Origin of the sequence: Comamonas sp. UBA7528 (assembly GCF_002479375.1) — a bacterium.
Taxonomy (GTDB): Bacteria; Pseudomonadota; Gammaproteobacteria; order Burkholderiales; family Burkholderiaceae_C; genus Comamonas.
In genome coordinates this window covers 283603-300468 of the sequence record NZ_DLMU01000008.1, presented here as the reverse complement: position 1 = coordinate 300468, position 16866 = coordinate 283603, and the positions used below count along the sequence as shown (strand labels likewise).

Annotated in this window: 16 protein-coding genes; 10 read left to right on the top strand and 6 right to left on the bottom strand. The window is 65.9% G+C overall.

Annotation, left to right across the window (positions count from 1 at the left end; all coding sequences use genetic code 11):
* Nucleotides 1-4 precede the first annotated feature (4 nt).
* Together B3349_RS10395 and B3349_RS10390 are read right to left on the bottom strand one after the other, a co-directional pair.
* Complete coding sequence (locus B3349_RS10395; RefSeq protein WP_291588532.1) at nt 5-976, bottom strand: Bug family tripartite tricarboxylate transporter substrate binding protein; 972 nt, start codon at nt 974-976, stop codon at nt 5-7.
* A 31-nt stretch (nt 977-1007) separates the two neighbouring features.
* The gene (locus B3349_RS10390) at nt 1008-2162 is read right to left on the bottom strand and encodes an acyl-CoA dehydrogenase family protein (RefSeq protein WP_291588531.1); all 1155 of its coding nucleotides are present in this window, start codon (nt 2160-2162) and stop codon (nt 1008-1010) included.
* A gap of 192 nt (nt 2163-2354) precedes the next feature.
* Between B3349_RS10390 and B3349_RS10385 the strand changes: the two genes are divergently transcribed.
* A complete protein-coding gene (locus B3349_RS10385) occupies nt 2355-3686 on the top strand; it encodes an MmgE/PrpD family protein (protein ID WP_291588659.1) in 1332 nt (443 codons plus the stop codon).
* Nucleotides 3687-3827: 141 nt separating this feature from the next.
* Here B3349_RS10385 and B3349_RS10380 read toward each other — a convergent pair whose 3' ends face one another.
* From B3349_RS10380 to B3349_RS10370, 3 genes are all read right to left on the bottom strand, one after another.
* Nucleotides 3828-4487: a nitroreductase gene (locus B3349_RS10380; protein WP_291588530.1), complete on the bottom strand. Its 660-nt coding sequence runs from the start codon at nt 4485-4487 to the stop codon at nt 3828-3830.
* A gap of 242 nt (nt 4488-4729) precedes the next feature.
* The gene (cysE, locus tag B3349_RS10375) at nt 4730-5578 is read right to left on the bottom strand and encodes a serine O-acetyltransferase (RefSeq protein ID WP_066539220.1); all 849 of its coding nucleotides are present in this window, start codon (nt 5576-5578) and stop codon (nt 4730-4732) included.
* A 34-nt stretch (nt 5579-5612) separates the two neighbouring features.
* Nucleotides 5613-6434 (bottom strand): RNA methyltransferase, encoded by an 822-nt coding sequence (locus tag B3349_RS10370; RefSeq protein ID WP_291588529.1) that lies wholly within the window; start codon nt 6432-6434, stop codon nt 5613-5615.
* Between the two features lie 268 nt (nt 6435-6702).
* On the opposite strand from B3349_RS10370, the gene B3349_RS10365 reads away from it, so the two are divergent.
* From B3349_RS10365 to B3349_RS10325, 9 genes are all read left to right on the top strand, one after another.
* Nucleotides 6703-7584 (top strand): inositol monophosphatase family protein, encoded by an 882-nt coding sequence (locus B3349_RS10365; protein WP_066539222.1) that lies wholly within the window; start codon nt 6703-6705, stop codon nt 7582-7584.
* A 197-nt stretch (nt 7585-7781) separates the two neighbouring features.
* On the top strand, nt 7782-8777 hold the full coding sequence (locus tag B3349_RS10360; protein WP_291588528.1) for a DnaJ C-terminal domain-containing protein: 996 nt from the start codon (nt 7782-7784) through the stop codon (nt 8775-8777).
* The gene (locus B3349_RS10355; protein WP_291588527.1) at nt 8774-9091 is read left to right on the top strand and encodes a chaperone modulator CbpM; all 318 of its coding nucleotides are present in this window, start codon (nt 8774-8776) and stop codon (nt 9089-9091) included. Before B3349_RS10360 ends, B3349_RS10355 begins: the two co-directional genes overlap by 4 nt.
* 309 nt (nt 9092-9400) lie before the next feature.
* Nucleotides 9401-11986, top strand: a complete 2586-nt coding sequence (mutS, locus tag B3349_RS10350; protein WP_291588658.1) for a DNA mismatch repair protein MutS — start codon at nt 9401-9403, stop codon at nt 11984-11986.
* A 196-nt stretch (nt 11987-12182) separates the two neighbouring features.
* On the top strand, nt 12183-12482 hold the full coding sequence (locus tag B3349_RS10345) for a 2TM domain-containing protein (protein WP_291588526.1): 300 nt from the start codon (nt 12183-12185) through the stop codon (nt 12480-12482).
* 6 nt (nt 12483-12488) lie between these two features.
* Complete coding sequence (locus B3349_RS10340) at nt 12489-13598, top strand: sensor histidine kinase (RefSeq protein ID WP_291588525.1); 1110 nt, start codon at nt 12489-12491, stop codon at nt 13596-13598.
* On the top strand, nt 13595-14380 hold the full coding sequence (locus B3349_RS10335) for a LytR/AlgR family response regulator transcription factor (protein ID WP_291588524.1): 786 nt from the start codon (nt 13595-13597) through the stop codon (nt 14378-14380). Before B3349_RS10340 ends, B3349_RS10335 begins: the two co-directional genes overlap by 4 nt.
* A gap of 114 nt (nt 14381-14494) precedes the next feature.
* Nucleotides 14495-15322: a proteasome-type protease gene (locus B3349_RS10330; protein WP_066539228.1), complete on the top strand. Its 828-nt coding sequence runs from the start codon at nt 14495-14497 to the stop codon at nt 15320-15322.
* 24 nt (nt 15323-15346) lie between these two features.
* Complete coding sequence (locus B3349_RS10325) at nt 15347-16174, top strand: alpha/beta fold hydrolase (protein ID WP_291588523.1); 828 nt, start codon at nt 15347-15349, stop codon at nt 16172-16174.
* Nucleotides 16175-16205: 31 nt separating this feature from the next.
* On the opposite strand, the gene B3349_RS10320 is transcribed toward B3349_RS10325, so the two are convergent.
* The gene (locus tag B3349_RS10320) at nt 16206-16847 is read right to left on the bottom strand and encodes an ABC transporter ATP-binding protein (RefSeq protein ID WP_291588522.1); all 642 of its coding nucleotides are present in this window, start codon (nt 16845-16847) and stop codon (nt 16206-16208) included.
* Nucleotides 16848-16866 lie beyond the last annotated feature (19 nt).

Genomic DNA, 16866 nt, shown 5'->3' with positions numbered 1-16866 from the left:
TGGATTACTTCTCGATCTTGAATTTCTTGAACTGCTCGGACCAGTGGCCCACCTCGGTCTGCAACTGGGTTTTGAACTCGCTGGGCGAATTGCCGATCAGCACGGCACCCTGCGGAATCAGCACATCCTTGAACTCCTTGGACTTGACCGCTTTCATGACGGCGGCAGACAGCTTGTCGACAATGGCCTTGGGCGTTCCCGCCGGCGCCAGCAGACCGTTCCACGAGTCGGACACCATATCGGGCAAGCCAAGCTCACCGAACGTCGGCACCTGGGGCAGGCCCGGCAGGCGATTGGGACCAGCCACCGCGAGAGGCCGTACTTTGCCCGCTTCCAGGTTGGGCATGGCACCGGTGGATGTCATAAAAGCGACATCAACTACGCCCGCAATCAGGTCGTTCAGCACGCCCGATCCACCGGAATACGGCACATGCAGCATCCTGACCCCCGTCAGTTGCTCCAGCCGCAGCGTCGCCATGTGCTGCGAGCCGCCCGCGCCCGTGGTGCCATAGCTCAGCTCACCCGGTTTTTTCCGGGCCAGCTCCTCGAACTCCTTGTAGGTTTTGACATTCAGCTTGGGGCTGGCGGCCAGCACCCCTGGCGCCGAAGAGACTTTGGAGACCGGCTCGAAGCTCTTGAGCGGATCGAACTTCTGCTTGGGGAACACGTATTTGTTCATCGTCAACGGTGCAGCAGCCAGCAGCAAGGTGTAGCCATCGGCCGGGGCTGCAGCCACCATTTCCGAGGCGATGTTGCTGGTGGCACCCACCTTGTTTTCCACGATGAAAGCCCCTTTCAGCTCATCCTGCAAAGCCTTGGCCACCAGACGCGCCACCACATCGGTAGGGCCTCCGGCCTGAAAGCCGACGATGATCTTGACGGGTTTGGCCGGATAGGCGTCCGACGCCAGCGCGGTGCTGGACAGGGCGAGGCCTGCCATGGCCGCAGCGGCGGCCACCCATGTACGACGTTGCATGGTTTGTCTCCTTGTTATGCGATGCCGGCGCTTATGGCTTGGGAGCACGTTGCGAGAACGTGCGACCAAATACGCCTTCGGCAATGCGGTTCTTCAGCACTTCGATCGAACCGCCGGCGATCATCCAGCCACGGGTGCGGCGCACGCAGTACTCGACCAGCGCTTCCTGGCTGAAACCCATGCCCCCCATGACCTGCATGGCCTCGTTCGAAGCTTCCCAGCCAGCCAGATTGCAGGCCAGCTTGGCCATGGCCGTGCTTTGCGCACTGGGCAGGCCGTGCTCGCCTTCCAGCGCGGCCTTGTAGAGCAACAGCTGCGCCTGCTCCAGCTTCATCCACATCTCGGCAAACTTCCATTGCAGGCCCTGGAACTCGCACAGCTCGCGGCCGAACTGCTTGCGCACCATGGCGTGCTCACGTGCCAGGTTGAAGGCGTGGCGGCCCAGTGCCAGCGCACGCGAGGCATTGCCCAGACGCTCCACGTTGAAGCCGGAGATCTGCTTCTTGAAGCCCCCGGCGCCCAACAGCAGATTGGCCTTGGGAATGCGGCAGTTCTCGAAATACAGCTGCGACCACTGCTCACCGTTCATGAAGTTCGACGGCTGGCCTACGTCGAAGCCGGGGGTACCGCGCTCCACCAGCACCGAACCGATGCCGTCCACACCGGGGCCGAAGCGCACATAGATCAGGAACAGCTCCGCGTCGGGGCTGTGGGTCGAGAACACCTTGCTGCCGTTGATGACGTAGCGCTCCCCGTCCAGCACGGCCGAGGTCTTGAGTTCGGTCACCGCCGAACCGGCATCCGGCTCGGTCATGCCCAAAGAAATGAGCTTTTTTCCAGCCAGCAGATCCGGCAGAAAGCGCGCCTTCTGCTCGGGCGTGGCGTACTCCACAAAGGTGCGGATCGGGCCGAAATTGCCGGCCTGCACAATGTCCGCGCTCTTGGGGCAGACCAGCGCCACCTGCTGGATGGCCAGCACGGCGTGCATCAGCGAGCCGCCCTGGCCGCCATCTTCTTCCGGGAAGGCGATCCCCAGCAAGCCTTGCTCCGCCAGGATCTGCGCTGTCTCCCAGGGATAGTGGGAGGCATGTGCGCGCTCCAGCGCGCCGGCCGCCAGCTTGTCTTGGGCGAAGCGGGCCACGCTGTCGGCGAATGCCTGGTGTTCTTCGGAAAGGGTGAAATCCATGGTGCGATCGTGCAGGGTTGAACAATGGTCCGAATGATCTGCCCGCCCGCTCCTGGCAAGGTCTTCCAATTGCGCCACAAGATATGAGTTAAGGAAATGACTGATACCTGGCTGCCGGCCTATCCTGCAGATTCCGGGGGCCATTGCCCTCACCCCTCTCTCCCACACTCCCCCTCCATCGTGTCTGCCACCATGTACGTCAGCGAAACCCTGGGCCAGTTCGGTGCCCGCTTCCAGACCCAGCCCGTCAGCCCCTCTGTGCTGCACCATGCCAAGCGTGCCGTCGTGGACTGGTATGCGGCCCTGATTGCCGGCTACCCCATGCACCCTATGCCCTTGCTCGAAGCCGCCATGGCGGACGACCTGGACCGAGGACCGGCGCGGCTGGCACTGGGGCGCCCAGCCACGGTCAAGGCAGCCGCCCTGATCCAGGGCACAGCCTCCCACACGGCAGAAGTCGACGACATCTTCAAACACGCGATCTACCATCCGGGCGCCCCGACGATTTCGGCCGCCCTGGCGGTGGGCCAGCAGGTGAATGCCTCCGGCCGTGAATTCCTGCAGGCGGTCATCGTCGGCTACGAAATCTCGACCCGCATCGGCCAGATCCTGGGACGTGCGCATTACCAGTACTGGCACAACACCGGCACCGTGGGCACGTTCGGCGCGGCCGCGGCAGCGGCCTGTTTGCTCCGGCTGGATGCCACGCAGTTCACCCATGCGCTGTGCACCTCGGCCACGTTCGCCGCAGGTCTGCAGCAGGCCTTTCAGATGGACTCCATGTCCAAGCCCCTGCATTCCGGCCGCGCGGCCGAAGCCGGCGTGGCGGCCGCATCGATGGCCCGGCAGGGCATCACCGGCTCACTGGATGTGCTGGAAGGCAAGATGGGGATGGGCGTGGCCATGAGCAACACGCCGGACTGGGCGCCGTTGCTGGCCGATCTGGGCGAGGTCTTCAACATCACCGAAATGACCTTCAAGAACCACGCCTGCTGCGGCCACACTTTCGCGCCCATTGATGGCGCCCTGGAACTGCAGCGCACCCACGGTTTTACTTCCGCAGAGATTGCCCACATCGAGATTGCCACCTACGGCCCGGCACTGGCGGTCGCCGGCAACCCCGCCCCCCGCACCGCCGCCGAAGCGCGCTTCAGCATTCCCTATGTGGTCAGCACCGCCCTGCGGTGCGGCAGTGTGCGCCTGGCCGCATTCGATGCGGCGCAGCTGCACCACCCCGACACCCGCGCCCTGATGGAGAAAGTGACCTTGGCGGTGCACCCGGATCTGGACCGCCAGTTCCCGGGACAGCGCGCAGCCCAGGTCACCATCCGCCTGCACAGCGGCCAGACCTTGCGCTTTGTGCAGCCCACCCGCAAAGGCGACCCGGACATGCCGCTCACCGATGCCGATCTGCAGAGCAAGCTGGAAGAGCTGGCCACCGCCACCCTGGGGGCAGAGCGGCTGCAGGCTATATCGTCCCAGCTGTGGCAGCTGGAAACGGCACCGGATCTGCTCTTTCTCTGATCCACGGGCCGGCGCCAAGCCCTCCAAGGCCGGCCCGCATGGCCCACAGGACCCACACATGGTCCGCATATCGCCCCCAGAAAAAAAGGGGCTGTCAGCCCCTTTTTCGACAGTCCTCAGCGGCGCAACGGCCACTGGGGTTCAGAACCCCTGCAACTGCCCCCACTCGGCAAACTCGGCCCGGGTGGCACGCATGGTGTTGATCGGCGCCGCCTTGTCTTCGTAGCCCAGGGCAATGCCGAAGGCCACCAGATAGCCTTCGGGCACCGGGAGGTGCTGCTTGACCACGGCGTCGTAACGGCGCCAGAAACCCTGGGCGCAGGTGGACAGGCCTTCTTCGGTGGCACGCAGCATGAAGGCCTGCAGGTAGATGCCCAGGTCGATCCATTGCACCGGGCCCATGCGCTCTTCGGTGAACATGATCACGCCCACGGGTGCACCAAAGAACTGGGCATTCTTGGCCAGCTGCTTCAGGCGGCCGGCCTTGTCCTCGCGCGGCACACCGATGCTGGCGTACAGGTCTTCACCGTTGGCAAAGCGGCGGGTGCGGTAGGGCTCCCACAGATTGGGTGGGTATGAGACATGCTGGGGGTTTTCTTCGCCAGGGGTCTTCGCCACATCGGCGAGCATGGCTTGCAGCGGCTGTCCGGAGATGGCGGCCACGCGCCAAGGCTGCATATTGCCACCGGAAGCGGCTGCGGCGGCATCTTGCATGATGCGCTGCACCAGATCGGCTGCGGGCACTTGCTCGGTGAAGGCGCGCACCGAACGGCGTTCGCGCAGGGCTTGGGTCACATCCATGGATAGCGGTCCTGTTGCAGGTCAAAGGTGGAACAAAGCGCCAAGCGTACAAGAGCTTGGTGCCTGCCAGCGCCACCTAGGTGACGCAGATCAAGCCAGCTTCCCGCCCAGAAATGCCCAGCAAGGGCCGCGCACCACAGCGTGCCCACACTGAAAGCGCTACCGACGCGCGGAAAAAAGGGCCTTGGCAGGCCCTTTTTCCAACTTGCGCCTTGCAAAGCGCTTCGTCAGTCCATGAGGGCTTATTTGCCCAGGATCTGCTTGATCTTCTCGGTCTCGAAATGCTGGCCGCGCTCGGCTTCGGACGGCACGCAGTCGCGGGCCGACATCTGCACCGACAGTTTTTCGACCACCTCCCACAGCTTGGCCAGTTGCTCCTCGTGGCAGGCGGCACCATCGACCAGGCCGCGCATGGCCTGGGACAGCGGGTCGTCTTCCTGCGTCACGCCATAGGCGGTGAAAACCCCCTCCTGGCTCGCGCAGTCGGCGTTAGCGGCGGCCGACGGTGCCGCACTGGCCGGCTGAACCACGGGCGGCAGGTCCACGGCATCGGTCACATCGGCGCTGGCGCCTTCCTTGGACGGAATGATCCGCGCCGGAATGCCCACGGCCGTGGCACCGGCGGGCACCGGCTTGATGACCACGGCGTTGCTGCCGATCTTGGCGTTGTCGCCCACCTCAAAGCCGCCCAGCACCTTGGCGCCGGCGGCCACCACCACGTTCTTGCCCAATGTGGGATGGCGCTTGCTGCCCTTGTACAGCGACGTGCCACCCAGCGTGACGCCGTGGTAGATGGTGCAGCCGTCGCCCACCACCGCGGTTTCGCCGATCACCACACCCATGCCGTGGTCGATGAACACACGCTCGCCAATCACCGCACCGGGGTGGATTTCAATGCCCGTGAGCCAGCGTCCCAGGTGCGAGATGAAACGCCCCAGCCACTTGAGCCCATGCGTCCAGCACCAGTGCGCCAAGCGCTGCAGCCAGATGGCATGCAGGCCGGGGTAACAGGTGACGACTTCCCAGGTGCTGCGGGCCGCGGGGTCGCGGTCAAGAATGCACTGGATGTCGGAGCGCAGGCGGGAAAGCATCAGGTGTTACAAAGTGGAAGAAAAGGTCGCCAGTCTAGCGGCTTGCCGCCTCGCTCATCAGCATGCGTTTGGCGACACCGCGCAGGATGTGGATTTCCTCCTGCGTCAGCTGGGCACGGTTGAACATCTGGTTGAGGCGCGGCATCAGCTTCTTGGGCGCGGCCGGGTCCAGAAAGCCGATGTGCGTCAGCGCCTCTTCCCAATGCTGCAGCATGCCGCCCACCTGCGCCACATCGGCGCGCTGCGGCTGGGGCGTGTGCTCCACCACCGGGAAACCGCCCAGTGCCTGGCGCCATTCATAGGCCACCACCTGGATGGCCGCGCCCAGGTTCAGCGAGCCGAACTGCGGATTGGATGGAATGGAAAGCGCCACATCGCTGCGATAGACATCCTCGTTGCTCATGCCAAAGCGCTCGCAGCCGAACAGCAGGCCCACACCGGTCTGGTTGCACGTGGCGGAAGGCGCGGATTCGGCCGCAGCGGCCACGCCGGAAGCCAAACCCTGAACCGCCTGTGCCGTGTCTGCAGGACGCACATCCAGCTCCCCTTTCATCAGCATTTCGAAATGCTGGCGCGGCGTGCGTGTGGGCGGACCAAAGTCGCGCGGCGTCATGGCCGTGGCACACAGATGGCTGATCCCGTCCAGGGCTTCGTCCAGCGTTTCCACAATGCGGGCATTGCCCAGCACATCCAAGGCGCCACTGGCGCGCTGGATGGTTTCTTCCTTGCGCAGCACATTGGCCCAGCGCGGCCGCACCAGCACCAGATCGTCGAAGCCCATGGTCTTCATTGCGCGGGCGGCAGCGCCCACATTGCCGGCATGGCTGGTTTCTATCAGTACAAAACGGGTTTTCATGAAAATGTCATACCCAGCGTGAAACCGCGGGCAGCAAAAAATGGCGAAGCCAGTTAGAATCTCGCCCCTATTGTCGCTGTCCGCATCGCCGGACGTGCGCAGAGCGCGGGAACCCGGTCATTGCACTGCCATTGCACCGGGTCCGACCGCCTGAAAGAGTTCTTCATCCGCTGCGGGCGGTGTGTCATGCTGGTTGTTGTCTGAGAGAAGTTGCGTTAGGTACAGCATGCGCGCGCCTGTGGTTTAGCACCCAACGCTTACACAATCTATGTCGACCAACCTGCATCCCATGCTCAACGTGGCCATCAAGGCCGCCCGCGCCGCTGGCGCTGTCATCAACCGTGCCGCCCTTGATGTGGAGAACGTGCGCGTGGCGCAAAAGCAGGTCAACGACTTTGTGACCGAAGTGGACCAGGCGTCCGAGCGCATCATCATCGAGACCCTGCTGGGTGCCTACCCCCAGCACGGCATCCTGGCCGAAGAGTCCGGCAGCGAATACGGCAACAAGAACTCCGACCACATCTGGATCATCGATCCCCTGGACGGCACCACCAACTTCATCCACGGCTTCCCCGTGTACTGCGTCAGCATTGCGCTGTCGTACAAGGGCAAGATCGAGCACGCCGTGGTGTACGACCCCAGTCGCAACGACCTGTTCACCGCCACCCGTGGCCGTGGTGCTTTCCTGAACGAACGCCGCATCCGCGTGTCCAAGCGCACCCAGCTCAAGGACTGCTTGGTCTCCACCGGCTTCCCCTTCCGCCCCGGTGACAACCTGCGCCACTACCTGCGCATGTTCGCCGACGTGACCGAGCGCGTGGCCGGCGTGCGCCGCCCTGGCTCTGCCGCGCTGGACCTGGCCTATGTGGCCGCCGGCTTTACCGACGGTTTCTTTGAAACCGGCCTGTCCAGCTGGGACATCGCTGCCGGCAGCCTGCTGGTGACCGAAGCCGGTGGTCTGGTGGGCAACTTCACCGGCGAAGCCGACTTCCTGGAGCAGCGCGAACTGCTGGCCGGCAACCCCCGCGCCTATGGCCAACTGGTCGGAATCCTGGGCAAGTACAGCAAGTTTGCCGGTGTGGACGACAAGATGGGCGTGCAAGCCGCGCTGAAGCAAGACACCGCTGGCGAAGGCGCGCAAGAAGCCTGATACCGGCCTCCTACGCCCTGGCTGCCCAATGCAGCCACGCCAAGCCGCCGCAGCCTTCCCGGGCCCGGCGGCTTTTGCATGCCCGCATGCTGCGGTGCACATATGGAAAAAACCCTCGACCTTGTCAGCCGGCATGCCGCATGATGGCCGGGCATGCAGCGCCGCTTTCGACCGCGCTGCCCCTAGGGAGGCCTGCAGTGGATTACAAGGACTACTACAAGACTTTGGGCGTGGCCAAAGACGCCGGCGCCGACGAGATCAAGAAAGCGTTCCGCAAGCTGGCGCGCAAATACCACCCGGATGTCAGCAAGGAGGCCGATGCCCAGCAGCGCATGGCCGAGGTCAACGAGGCCTACAACGTGCTGTCCGACCCGGAAAAACGCAAAGCCTATGACGAACTGGGCGACCCCAGCCAGTACCAGGGCGCACAAGGCCAGGGCTTTACCCCGCCCCCGGGGTGGAACCACCAGGAATTCCACTTCCGCGACAGCGATGGCGCCAGTGGCATGGGCGGCATGCATGGCGAGGACTACAGCAGCTTTTTCGAAGAGCTGTTTGGTCAGGCCCACCGCCAGCAACACCAGCAGCGCCGCCAGCGCCAGCAGGCCGGCCCGCCGCCCGATGTGCGCGGCCGGGACCAGCACTCCGTCATCGAGCTGGATGTGCCCGACAGCTACGCCGGCGGCATGCACCGCCTGCAGCTGCGCGGCGTGCAGCTGGACGCCCAGGGCCACGCCCATGAAACCGTGCGCGAGCTGCAGGTCACCATTCCCAAGGGGGTCCGCGAAGGTCAGATGATCCGCCTGGCAGGCCAGGGCAGCCCCGGCCTGGGCAACGGCGAAGCCGGCGACCTGCTGCTGGAGGTGCGTTTTCGCGCCGACAAGCGCTGGCACACCGAAGGCAAGGACGTGTATCAGCAGCTGCCCCTGATGCCCTGGGAAGCGGCACTGGGTGGCCCGGTGGAATTCACCACCCTGGCCGGACCGCTGGAGATCAATGTGCCCGCCGGCAGCCAGCCCGGGCGCAAGCTGCGCATCAAAGGCAAGGGCCTGCCCAGCAGCACGCCGGGGGATCTGTACCTGGTGCTGCAGCTGCAGGTGCCCAAAGCCCATACCGCTGCCCAGCGCGCCGCCTACGAAGCACTGGCCGCTGCCTACGCCGATCTGCGCACCCGCACCGGAGATGCCCCATGACCATCCCCTTCTACACCCCACCCGAACTGCTGGATGCCCAGGCCCTGAGCCTGGTGCAGCTGGCCCAGGCCTGCCGCACCGACACCGCCTGGATCGTCCAGCGCGTGACCACCGGCGTGCTGGAATGCGACCCGGCCGCCGATGACCAGACACCGCAGCAGTGGCGCTTCAGCACCCAGACGGTGATCCGCGCGCGGCGCATTGCCGATCTGGAACGCATGTTCGACGCGGACCCCGAGCTGGCCGCCATGACCGCCGACCTGATGGAAGAAGTGCGCCAGCTGCGCCAGCGCCTGGAAAGCCTGGGCCACTGAGCACCCCATACCCTGCCCCAGGCCTTGCCGAGGCAGGTACGCAAGGCCCTGGTGCGCCGGCATGAACTGCATCCCGCCGCGGAGAGCCGCCGGCCCATCCGGGATAATTGCCGGCTGATCCCTGCCGGCGCAGGGTGCCGCGGCCCCTGTGCAGCCGCCTTGCGCCGCGCAGCACACAAGGAATTGACTTTGCAGAGCCCGGCTACCCCCTCCACCACCGCATCCCCCGAAGCCACACCGGTCCCCGAACCGGGCGCATCCAGCGCCAGCGGATCGCCTCTGGACGCACCGCTGGCGGCCCATACGCCCATGATGCAGCAGTACGTCCAGATCAAGGCCCACTATCCGGACACGCTGGTGCTCTACCGCATGGGCGACTTCTACGAGGTGTTCTGGGGCGATGCCGAGAAGGCCGCGCGCCTGCTGGACATCACGCTGACCACACGCGGCCAGTCCGCCGGTTTTCCCGTTGCCATGGCGGGCGTGCCGTTCCATGCGCTGGAAAGCTATCTGGGCCGCCTGATCAAGATGGGCGAATCGGTGGCGATTTGCGAACAGGTGGGCGAAGTCGGAGCCAGCAAAGGCCCGGTGGAACGCAAGGTGGTGCGCGTGGTCACCCCTGGCACCATCACCGATAGCGAGCTGCTGAACGACAAGCAGGAAGCCATGCTGCTGGCCCTGCACACCGCCGGGCGCCAGCGCTGCGGCCTGGCCTGGCTGAGCGTGACGCAGGGCCGCATCCACATGGCCGAATGCGGCGCCGACGAACTGGGCGCATGGCTGGCGCGCATCAGTCCCAGCGAAGTGCTGTACAGCGCCGGCGTGACCGAGCGTTTCGAAAAGAACCTGTATGCCCTGCGCCAGTCCAGTACCTTCACCGCACCGCTGACCCCCCGGCCGGACTGGCAGTTCGACAGCGGCCTGGGCAAGCGCAAGCTGCTGGAACAGCTGGGCAGCGCCAACCTGAACGCCTGGAACGCCGAAGACCTGCCGCTGGCCCACGCTGCCTGCGCCGCGCTGCTCAGCTATGCCGAACACACCCAGGGCCGCGCCCTGCCGCATTTGCACAGCATCCAGGTGCAGCGCGACGATGAGCTGATTGCGCTGCCGCCTGCCACCTGCCGCAACCTGGAGCTGGTCAAGACACTGCGCGGCGAAGACGCGCCCACGCTGTTTTCGCTGCTGGACACCTGCATGACCGGCATGGGCAGCCGCCTGCTGAAAAACTGGCTGCTGGAGCCCCGCCGTGACCGCAGCCATGCCACCGCCCGCCTGCAGGCCACGCAGGTGCTGCGCGGCCAGGGCAGCGGCACGGCGCCCTGGCAGACGCTGCGCGATGCGCTCAAGGGCGTGAGCGATGTGGAGCGCATCACCGCCCGCACCGCGCTGCGCCAGGTGCGCCCGCGCGAGCTGGTGGCCCTCGGCAAGACGCTGCAGAAAGCGCAGCTGCTGGCCCGCTCCGGGACAGCGCCCTCGGCCTATCTGAACCAGATCTTTGCCGACCTGCAGCCCCCGGAAGGCTGCGCCGAACTGCTGGAGCGCGCCGTCCAGGAAGAGCCCGCCGCCCTGGTGCGTGACGGTGGCGTGATCGCCACCGGTTTTGACGCCGATTTGGACGAGCTGCGCAGCATCCAGGACAACTGCGACGGCTTTTTGCTGGAACTGGAAGCCAAGGAAAAGCTGCTGACCAGCATTCCCAATCTGCGTGTGCAGTTCAACAAGGTCCACGGTTTCTACATCGAGATCACCAACAGCTACCGCGACCAGGTGCCGGAGCGCTACCGCCGCCGTCAGACGCTGAAGAACGCCGAGCGTTACATCACCCCCGAGCTCAAGGCCTTTGAAGACAAGGCCCTGTCCGCCCAGGAACGCGCGCTGCAGCGCGAGAAGTTCCTGTACGAACAGCTGCTGGACCAGTTGCAACCCCATGTGCCCGGCCTCACCCGCGTGGCCCAGGCCATTGCCGCACTGGATGTGCTGTGCACGCTGGCCGAACGCAGCCTGACCCTGAACTGGTGCGCCCCCGAATTCAGCAGCCTGCCCTGCATCGAGATCGAAGCAGGCCGCCACCCGGTGGTGGAAGCGCGCATGGCCGAAACCTCAAGCGGCAGCTTCATTCCCAACCACACGCAGTTGAACACCAACACGCGCATGCAGATCATCACCGGCCCGAACATGGGCGGCAAGTCGACCTATATGCGCCAGGTGGCCCTGATCACACTGCTGGCCAGCATGGGCAGCCATGTGCCCGCCACGCGCTGCCTGCTGGGGCCCATCGACGCCATTCACACCCGCATCGGTGCGGCAGACGACCTGGCCAACGCCCAGTCCACCTTCATGATGGAGATGACCGAGGCCGCGCAGATTCTGCATGCCGCCACACCGCACAGCCTGGTGCTGATGGACGAAATCGGCCGGGGCACCAGCACCTTTGACGGCCTGGCCCTGGCCAGCGGCATTGCCTCGCAGCTGCACGACAAGACCAAGGCCTTCACGCTGTTTGCCACCCATTATTTCGAGTTGACCGATCTGCCCGCCAAAGCCAGGGCGGCCATCAATGTGCACGTGGGTGCCGCCGAGGCCGGCACGGACATTGTGTTTCTGCATGAAATCCAGCCCGGACCGGCCAGCCGCAGCTACGGTATCCATGTGGCCAAGCTGGCCGGCATGCCGGCCGGGGTGCTGAACCACGCCCGCCACGCGCTGGCCACACTGGAAGAACGCGCCAGCGAGGACCGCCTGCAGGTGGACTTGTTCGAAGCGCCTGCGGCGGCCGAATCCGGCCCCAGCGCCGGCCCGGTGGATGCGGCCCTGACCCAGATCAACCCGGACGCGCTCAGCCCCCGCGAAGCGCTGGAGGCGCTGTACCAGCTGAAAAAGCTCTCGCAGGTGTGACCCGCTGATTTCTATCCGCCAGCGCCCGCTGCCTGCGGGCGCTGTGCCTGGGCACATCCGCCATTGGCGCTGTCCGGCTGCATTTCGCGGCGCTTCGGCCGCAACTGGTCACATCCCGCTGGCAGTGCAACGGTGCGGGCGGTAATCTGCGGCCATTCCCCACCACAGGCTCCGTGCCTTGAAGGATGCTCTGACCATGCCAACGCCCGCCACACCGCACTCCCCCGCCACCCTGGATCGCCTGGCCCGCCGCCGGGTGCGCGCCAGGCTGGGTTGGTGGAGCCACGCCACCGTCTATCTGATCGTCAACCTGGGGCTGCTGGCTCTGAGCTGGCACCAGGGCCGGCACTGGGCCGTGTTCCCGGCCCTGGGCTGGGGCCTGGGTCTGGCATTGCATGGTCTGGCCGTTTTCTGGATGCAGCCCGGCAGCGCCGGGATGGAGCGCCTGGTCGCCCGCGAACGAGCACGGCTGCAAGCCCAACACCCGCAAGGCTGAGCCCGCATGCAGCCCTTTGCCACCTCGTCCACGTCGTCCACCGCGGCTGCCCCCCTGTTTGCGCCCTTGCTGCGCCATGCGCCGCTGGTGCTGGCCTTGTGCCTGGGCATCACCATGCTGCGCAGCGCCCTGGCGCCTGCCGACTGGCTGCCCAACCTGTGGTGCTCGCTGGCCATCGGCATCCCCAGCTGGCTGGTGATCGACGCAGGGCGGCTGTGGCTCAGCCGCGGCCAGCCCTATCCCTGGCCAGCGGGCTGGCGCGGCCCTGCGCTGGTCATGCTGGGCATGGCGGTGGGGCTGCTGGTGGGGGACATCACGACACGCCTGGTCCTCGGCCACCCACTGCTGCAAGGCGACATGCTGGTATCCACCCTGGTGACCACGGCAGTTGCCAATGGCATTGCCTCGCTGCTGTTCTACCTCGGCGGCAAGACCCATGCACTGGAAAACCAGGTGACCGCCGTCCAGCGCGACGCGGCCGAAGCCCGGCTCAAGCTGCTGGAAAGCCAGCTGGAGCCGCACATGCTGTTCAACACCCTGGCCAATCTGCGGGTGCTGATTGCCGCCGATCCGGCGCGCGCACAGACCATGCTGGACCAGTTGATCGCCTATCTGCGCGCCACCCTGGGCGCTGCCCGCCAGCCCTGGCACACGCTGGAGGCCGAATTCGCCCGGCTGAACGACTATCTGGCGCTGATGGCCGTGCGCATGGGTCCACGCCTGCACTACCAGCTGCAACTGCCGCCTGCGCTGGCCGGCATCCCTGTGGCACCGCTGCTGCTGCAACCGCTGGTGGAAAACGCCATCCGCCATGGGCTGGAGCCGCAGCCGGACCCCGGCCAGATCACGGTGCAGGCCTTGCAGCTGGGGCAGGGTGCGGCCACCCGGCTGCAGCTGCAGGTCACAGACAACGGCGCCGGCCTGCCGCCGGACTTTCCCCCGCAGGCAGGCCATGCGCCCACCCTGCCCGATCGGCACTTTGGCCTGCAACAGGTGCGGGAACGGCTGACCAGCCTGTACGGCAGTGCGGCCACCCTGGAGTTGCGCGCCCTTCCCGCAGGCGGCACCCGCGCTACCATCGTATTTCCGTTACCCGGCACCGCACCTTCGCCATGACCTTCCGCGCCCTGATTGCCGAAGACGAGCCCCTGCTGGCCCTGGGCTTGCAGCATGCCCTGGCCGAGGCATGGCCCGAACTGGACACCTCCGCCCTGGCGCTGGACGGCATCACCGCCGTGCAGCAGGCCCTGGCATTGCAACCCGACGTGCTGTTCTTCGACATCCGCATGCCGGGCCAGAGCGGGCTGGAAGCAGCCGCCGAACTGGCAGATGCCTGGCCGCCCGATCGTCCATTTCCCGCGCTGGTCTTCATCACCGCCTACGACCAGTACGCCGTGCAGGCCTTCGAGGCCCAGGCGGCGGACTATCTGCTCAAGCCCGTACAGCCCGAAAGGCTGCGGCGCACGGTACAGCGGCTGCAGCAGCGGGTGACCGCACCCGCGGCCCCCTCCCAGATGGACGCCACGTTGGCCCAGCTGCGGGCGCTGCTGGACCTGCCCGCCGCAGCCCCTGCGCGGCTGCAGATGCTGCAAGCCGGCCAGGGCATGCAGATCCACATGGTGGCCGTGGCGGAGGTGCTGTACCTGGAAGCCGCCGACAAATACGTGCGCGTGTGCACCGCCACCCAGGAATACCTGGTGCGCACCCCGCTCAAGGAACTGCTGCCCTGTCTGGACCCGGAACAGTTCTGGCAGGTGCACCGCGGCACGGTTGTGCGCGCCGACGCCATTGCCAGCGCCAGCCGGGATGCCAGCGGCCGCCTGACACTGCAGCTGCGCCAGCGCCCGGAGCGCCTGGCGGTCAGCCGCCTCTACGCCCACCGTTTCAAGGCCATGTAAGCAGCCGCCAGCCTGGACACCCGCCGTGCGGGCCCGTCGCTGGCTTCCCCCACGCAGCCCCCCAACATTGCGGGCGCACTACACTTGTGCCTTTCGCCGTTTCACTTTTCCACCATGACCTATTGCGTCGCCGTCAAACTCAACGCCGGGCTCGTTTTTCTGTCCGACTCCCGCACCAATGCCGGACTGGACCAGATCAGCTCGTTCCGCAAGATGATGGTCTACGAGAAGACGGGCGACCGCTTCATGGTGCTGCTGTCGGCGGGCAATCTGTCGATCTCGCAATCGGTGCGTGAAATCCTGCAGACCCAGCACATCCGCGACGAGCAGACCGGCGAGATCCTGACCATCTGGAACGTCACCAGCATGTTCGATGCCGCCCGCGTGCTGGGTGCCGCCGTGCGCCATGTGTACGACCGCGATGGCGTGGCACTGAAGCGCGCCGGCGTGGACTTCAATGTCTCCATGGTGTTTGGCGGCCAGATCAAGGGTGAAGGCCTGCGCCTGTTCCAGGTGTATGCGGCCGGCAACTTCATCGAAGCCACGTACGAGACGCCCTACTTCCAGATCGGCGAATCCAAGTACGGCAAGCCCGTGCTGGACCGCGTGATCACCCCCGACACCCCGCTGGACGAGGCCGCCAAATGCGTGCTGGTGTCCATGGACAGCACGCTCAAGTCCAATCTGTCGGTGGGCCTGCCGCTGGATCTGGTGCTGTACGAGACCGGCAGCTTCCGCTCGGACAAGGTGGTGTGCATCGACGAGTACAACCCCTACTACCGCATGCTCCACGAAAGCTGGGGCGAGCGCCTGCGCCATGTGTTCGACAGCATCGAAGACCCGGCCTGGGAAGGCGAGAAAACCACCACCCCGCTGCGCGTGCACAGCACCCGTGCCCCGCAACTGAAGAAGATCACCGCACCGTCCGAAAAGCTGGTGTAAGCCATCTTGCCTACAGTGCCTGCCATGCTGCCCGTCATCTTCTCGCACGCCAACAGCTTTCCGGCCGGTACCTATTCGCTGCTGTTCCAGTTGCTGGAGCGGCGCGGCATGGCGGTACAGGCACTGGACCGGCTGGGCCACGACCCCCGCTTTCCCGTCAGCGACAACTGGCCGCACCTGGTGGAGCAACTGGCGGAATTCGTGCGCAGCCAGACGCCCGAAGGCAGTGAGCCCCCCTACCTGGTGGGGCATTCGCTGGGCGGTTTCGTCAGCGTGATGACGGCTGCCAAATACCCGGAACTGGCCCGCGGCGTGCTGATGCTGGATTCGCCGCTGATCAGCGGCTGGCGTGCCACCACGCTGGGCGTGGCCAAACGCACCCAGCTGGTGGGCAGCGTCTCGCCCGGCAAGGTCAGTGCCCGCCGCCGGGCGCAGTGGCCGACGATGGACGAGGCACAAAGCTATTTCCACAGCAAGCGCCTGTTCACGCGCTGGCACCCCCAGGTGCTGCAAGACTACCTGACCCACGGGCTGGCGCACGATGAAGACGGGCAGCTGCGCCTGCATTTCACCCGGGAAGTGGAAACCACCATCTACAACACCTTGCCGCACAACCTGGGCAGCTGGCTGTCGCGCAACCCGCTGCGCTGCCCGGTCGCCTTCATCGGCGGACGCTCCTCGCGCGAAATGAAGCAAGTCGGCATGGACCTGACCCAGCGCATCACCCAGGGGCGCATCAGCATCCAGGACGGCACGCACCTGTTCCCCATGGAGCAGCCGGAATCCACGGCGGCCTCCATTGAAGCGGCCTTGCTCAACCTCGAATTCGTGCGCAACCGCGCCAGCCACTGAGCCGTTTTTGCGGAACTGCGTTCCGCGCCCCTTATTGCGGCAGGTCTTCCAGATCCAGCACGCTGTCCCAGGGCAGCCCCTGCAGATCGTCAAAGTGGGCCACCAGCACCCATTGCGCGCCCTGTGCACGTTGTGCCAGCGCCTGGCGGAGATAGGCAATGGAAGGCCGGTCCAGCCCTGCCACCGGCTCATCGATCAGCACCAGATGCGCGCCACTGGACAGTGCCGCCGCCATCCACAGCTTGCGGGCCGTACCGGTGGACAGGGCATGCCAGGGCTTGGCCACATCCGCCTGCAGCTGCCACTGTGCGATGTGCGCCTGCCATTGCGCCGCATCCCAGCGCGGATAGACCCGGGCCTGCAGCACCGCCCACTGCAGCGGTGTGCCGGTGGTGGCACCCTGCTGCTCCGGAAAACGGGGATCAACCCAGAACACATCGCCCGGCATCAGCGCCCGGTCGGACCACACCACCGTCCCCGCGTGTGGCGGCTGCGCCCCGGCCAGCGCGCGCAGCAGGCTGCTTTTGCCAGCACCGTCGCCACCGCGCAGCAAATGCAGACCCGGCGTCCAGGCATGGCTCCAGTCCCGGCACAGCTGCCATGCACCATGGCCCAGCAGCAAAGCCTGCACCTGCAACTGGCGGGAAGGGGTGGAATCGAGTGGAGAAGGCATGGACACAGAGCAATGGCAA

What these genes read in the sequence shown, in the direction of transcription:
- B3349_RS10320 (WP_291588522.1), bottom strand. Translation starts at nt 16,847, where the DNA reads ATGCCTTCTCCACTCGATTCCACCCCTTCCCGCCAGTTGCAGGTGCAG.
- B3349_RS10335 (WP_291588524.1), top strand. Translation starts at nt 13,595, where the DNA reads ATGACCTTCCGCGCCCTGATTGCCGAAGACGAGCCCCTGCTGGCCCTG.
- mutS (WP_291588658.1), top strand. Translation starts at nt 9,401, where the DNA reads ATGATGCAGCAGTACGTCCAGATCAAGGCCCACTATCCGGACACGCTG.
- B3349_RS10385 (WP_291588659.1), top strand. Translation starts at nt 2,355, where the DNA reads ATGTACGTCAGCGAAACCCTGGGCCAGTTCGGTGCCCGCTTCCAGACC.
- B3349_RS10370 (WP_291588529.1), bottom strand. Translation starts at nt 6,434, where the DNA reads ATGAAAACCCGTTTTGTACTGATAGAAACCAGCCATGCCGGCAATGTG.
- B3349_RS10395 (WP_291588532.1), bottom strand. Translation starts at nt 976, where the DNA reads ATGCAACGTCGTACATGGGTGGCCGCCGCTGCGGCCATGGCAGGCCTC.
- cysE (WP_066539220.1), bottom strand. Translation starts at nt 5,578, where the DNA reads ATGCTTTCCCGCCTGCGCTCCGACATCCAGTGCATTCTTGACCGCGAC.
- B3349_RS10365 (WP_066539222.1), top strand. Translation starts at nt 6,703, where the DNA reads ATGTCGACCAACCTGCATCCCATGCTCAACGTGGCCATCAAGGCCGCC.
- B3349_RS10390 (WP_291588531.1), bottom strand. Translation starts at nt 2,162, where the DNA reads ATGGATTTCACCCTTTCCGAAGAACACCAGGCATTCGCCGACAGCGTG.
- B3349_RS10380 (WP_291588530.1), bottom strand. Translation starts at nt 4,487, where the DNA reads ATGGATGTGACCCAAGCCCTGCGCGAACGCCGTTCGGTGCGCGCCTTC.
- B3349_RS10340 (WP_291588525.1), top strand. Translation starts at nt 12,489, where the DNA reads ATGCAGCCCTTTGCCACCTCGTCCACGTCGTCCACCGCGGCTGCCCCC.
- B3349_RS10355 (WP_291588527.1), top strand. Translation starts at nt 8,774, where the DNA reads ATGACCATCCCCTTCTACACCCCACCCGAACTGCTGGATGCCCAGGCC.
- B3349_RS10325 (WP_291588523.1), top strand. Translation starts at nt 15,347, where the DNA reads ATGCTGCCCGTCATCTTCTCGCACGCCAACAGCTTTCCGGCCGGTACC.
- B3349_RS10345 (WP_291588526.1), top strand. Translation starts at nt 12,183, where the DNA reads ATGCCAACGCCCGCCACACCGCACTCCCCCGCCACCCTGGATCGCCTG.
- B3349_RS10330 (WP_066539228.1), top strand. Translation starts at nt 14,495, where the DNA reads ATGACCTATTGCGTCGCCGTCAAACTCAACGCCGGGCTCGTTTTTCTG.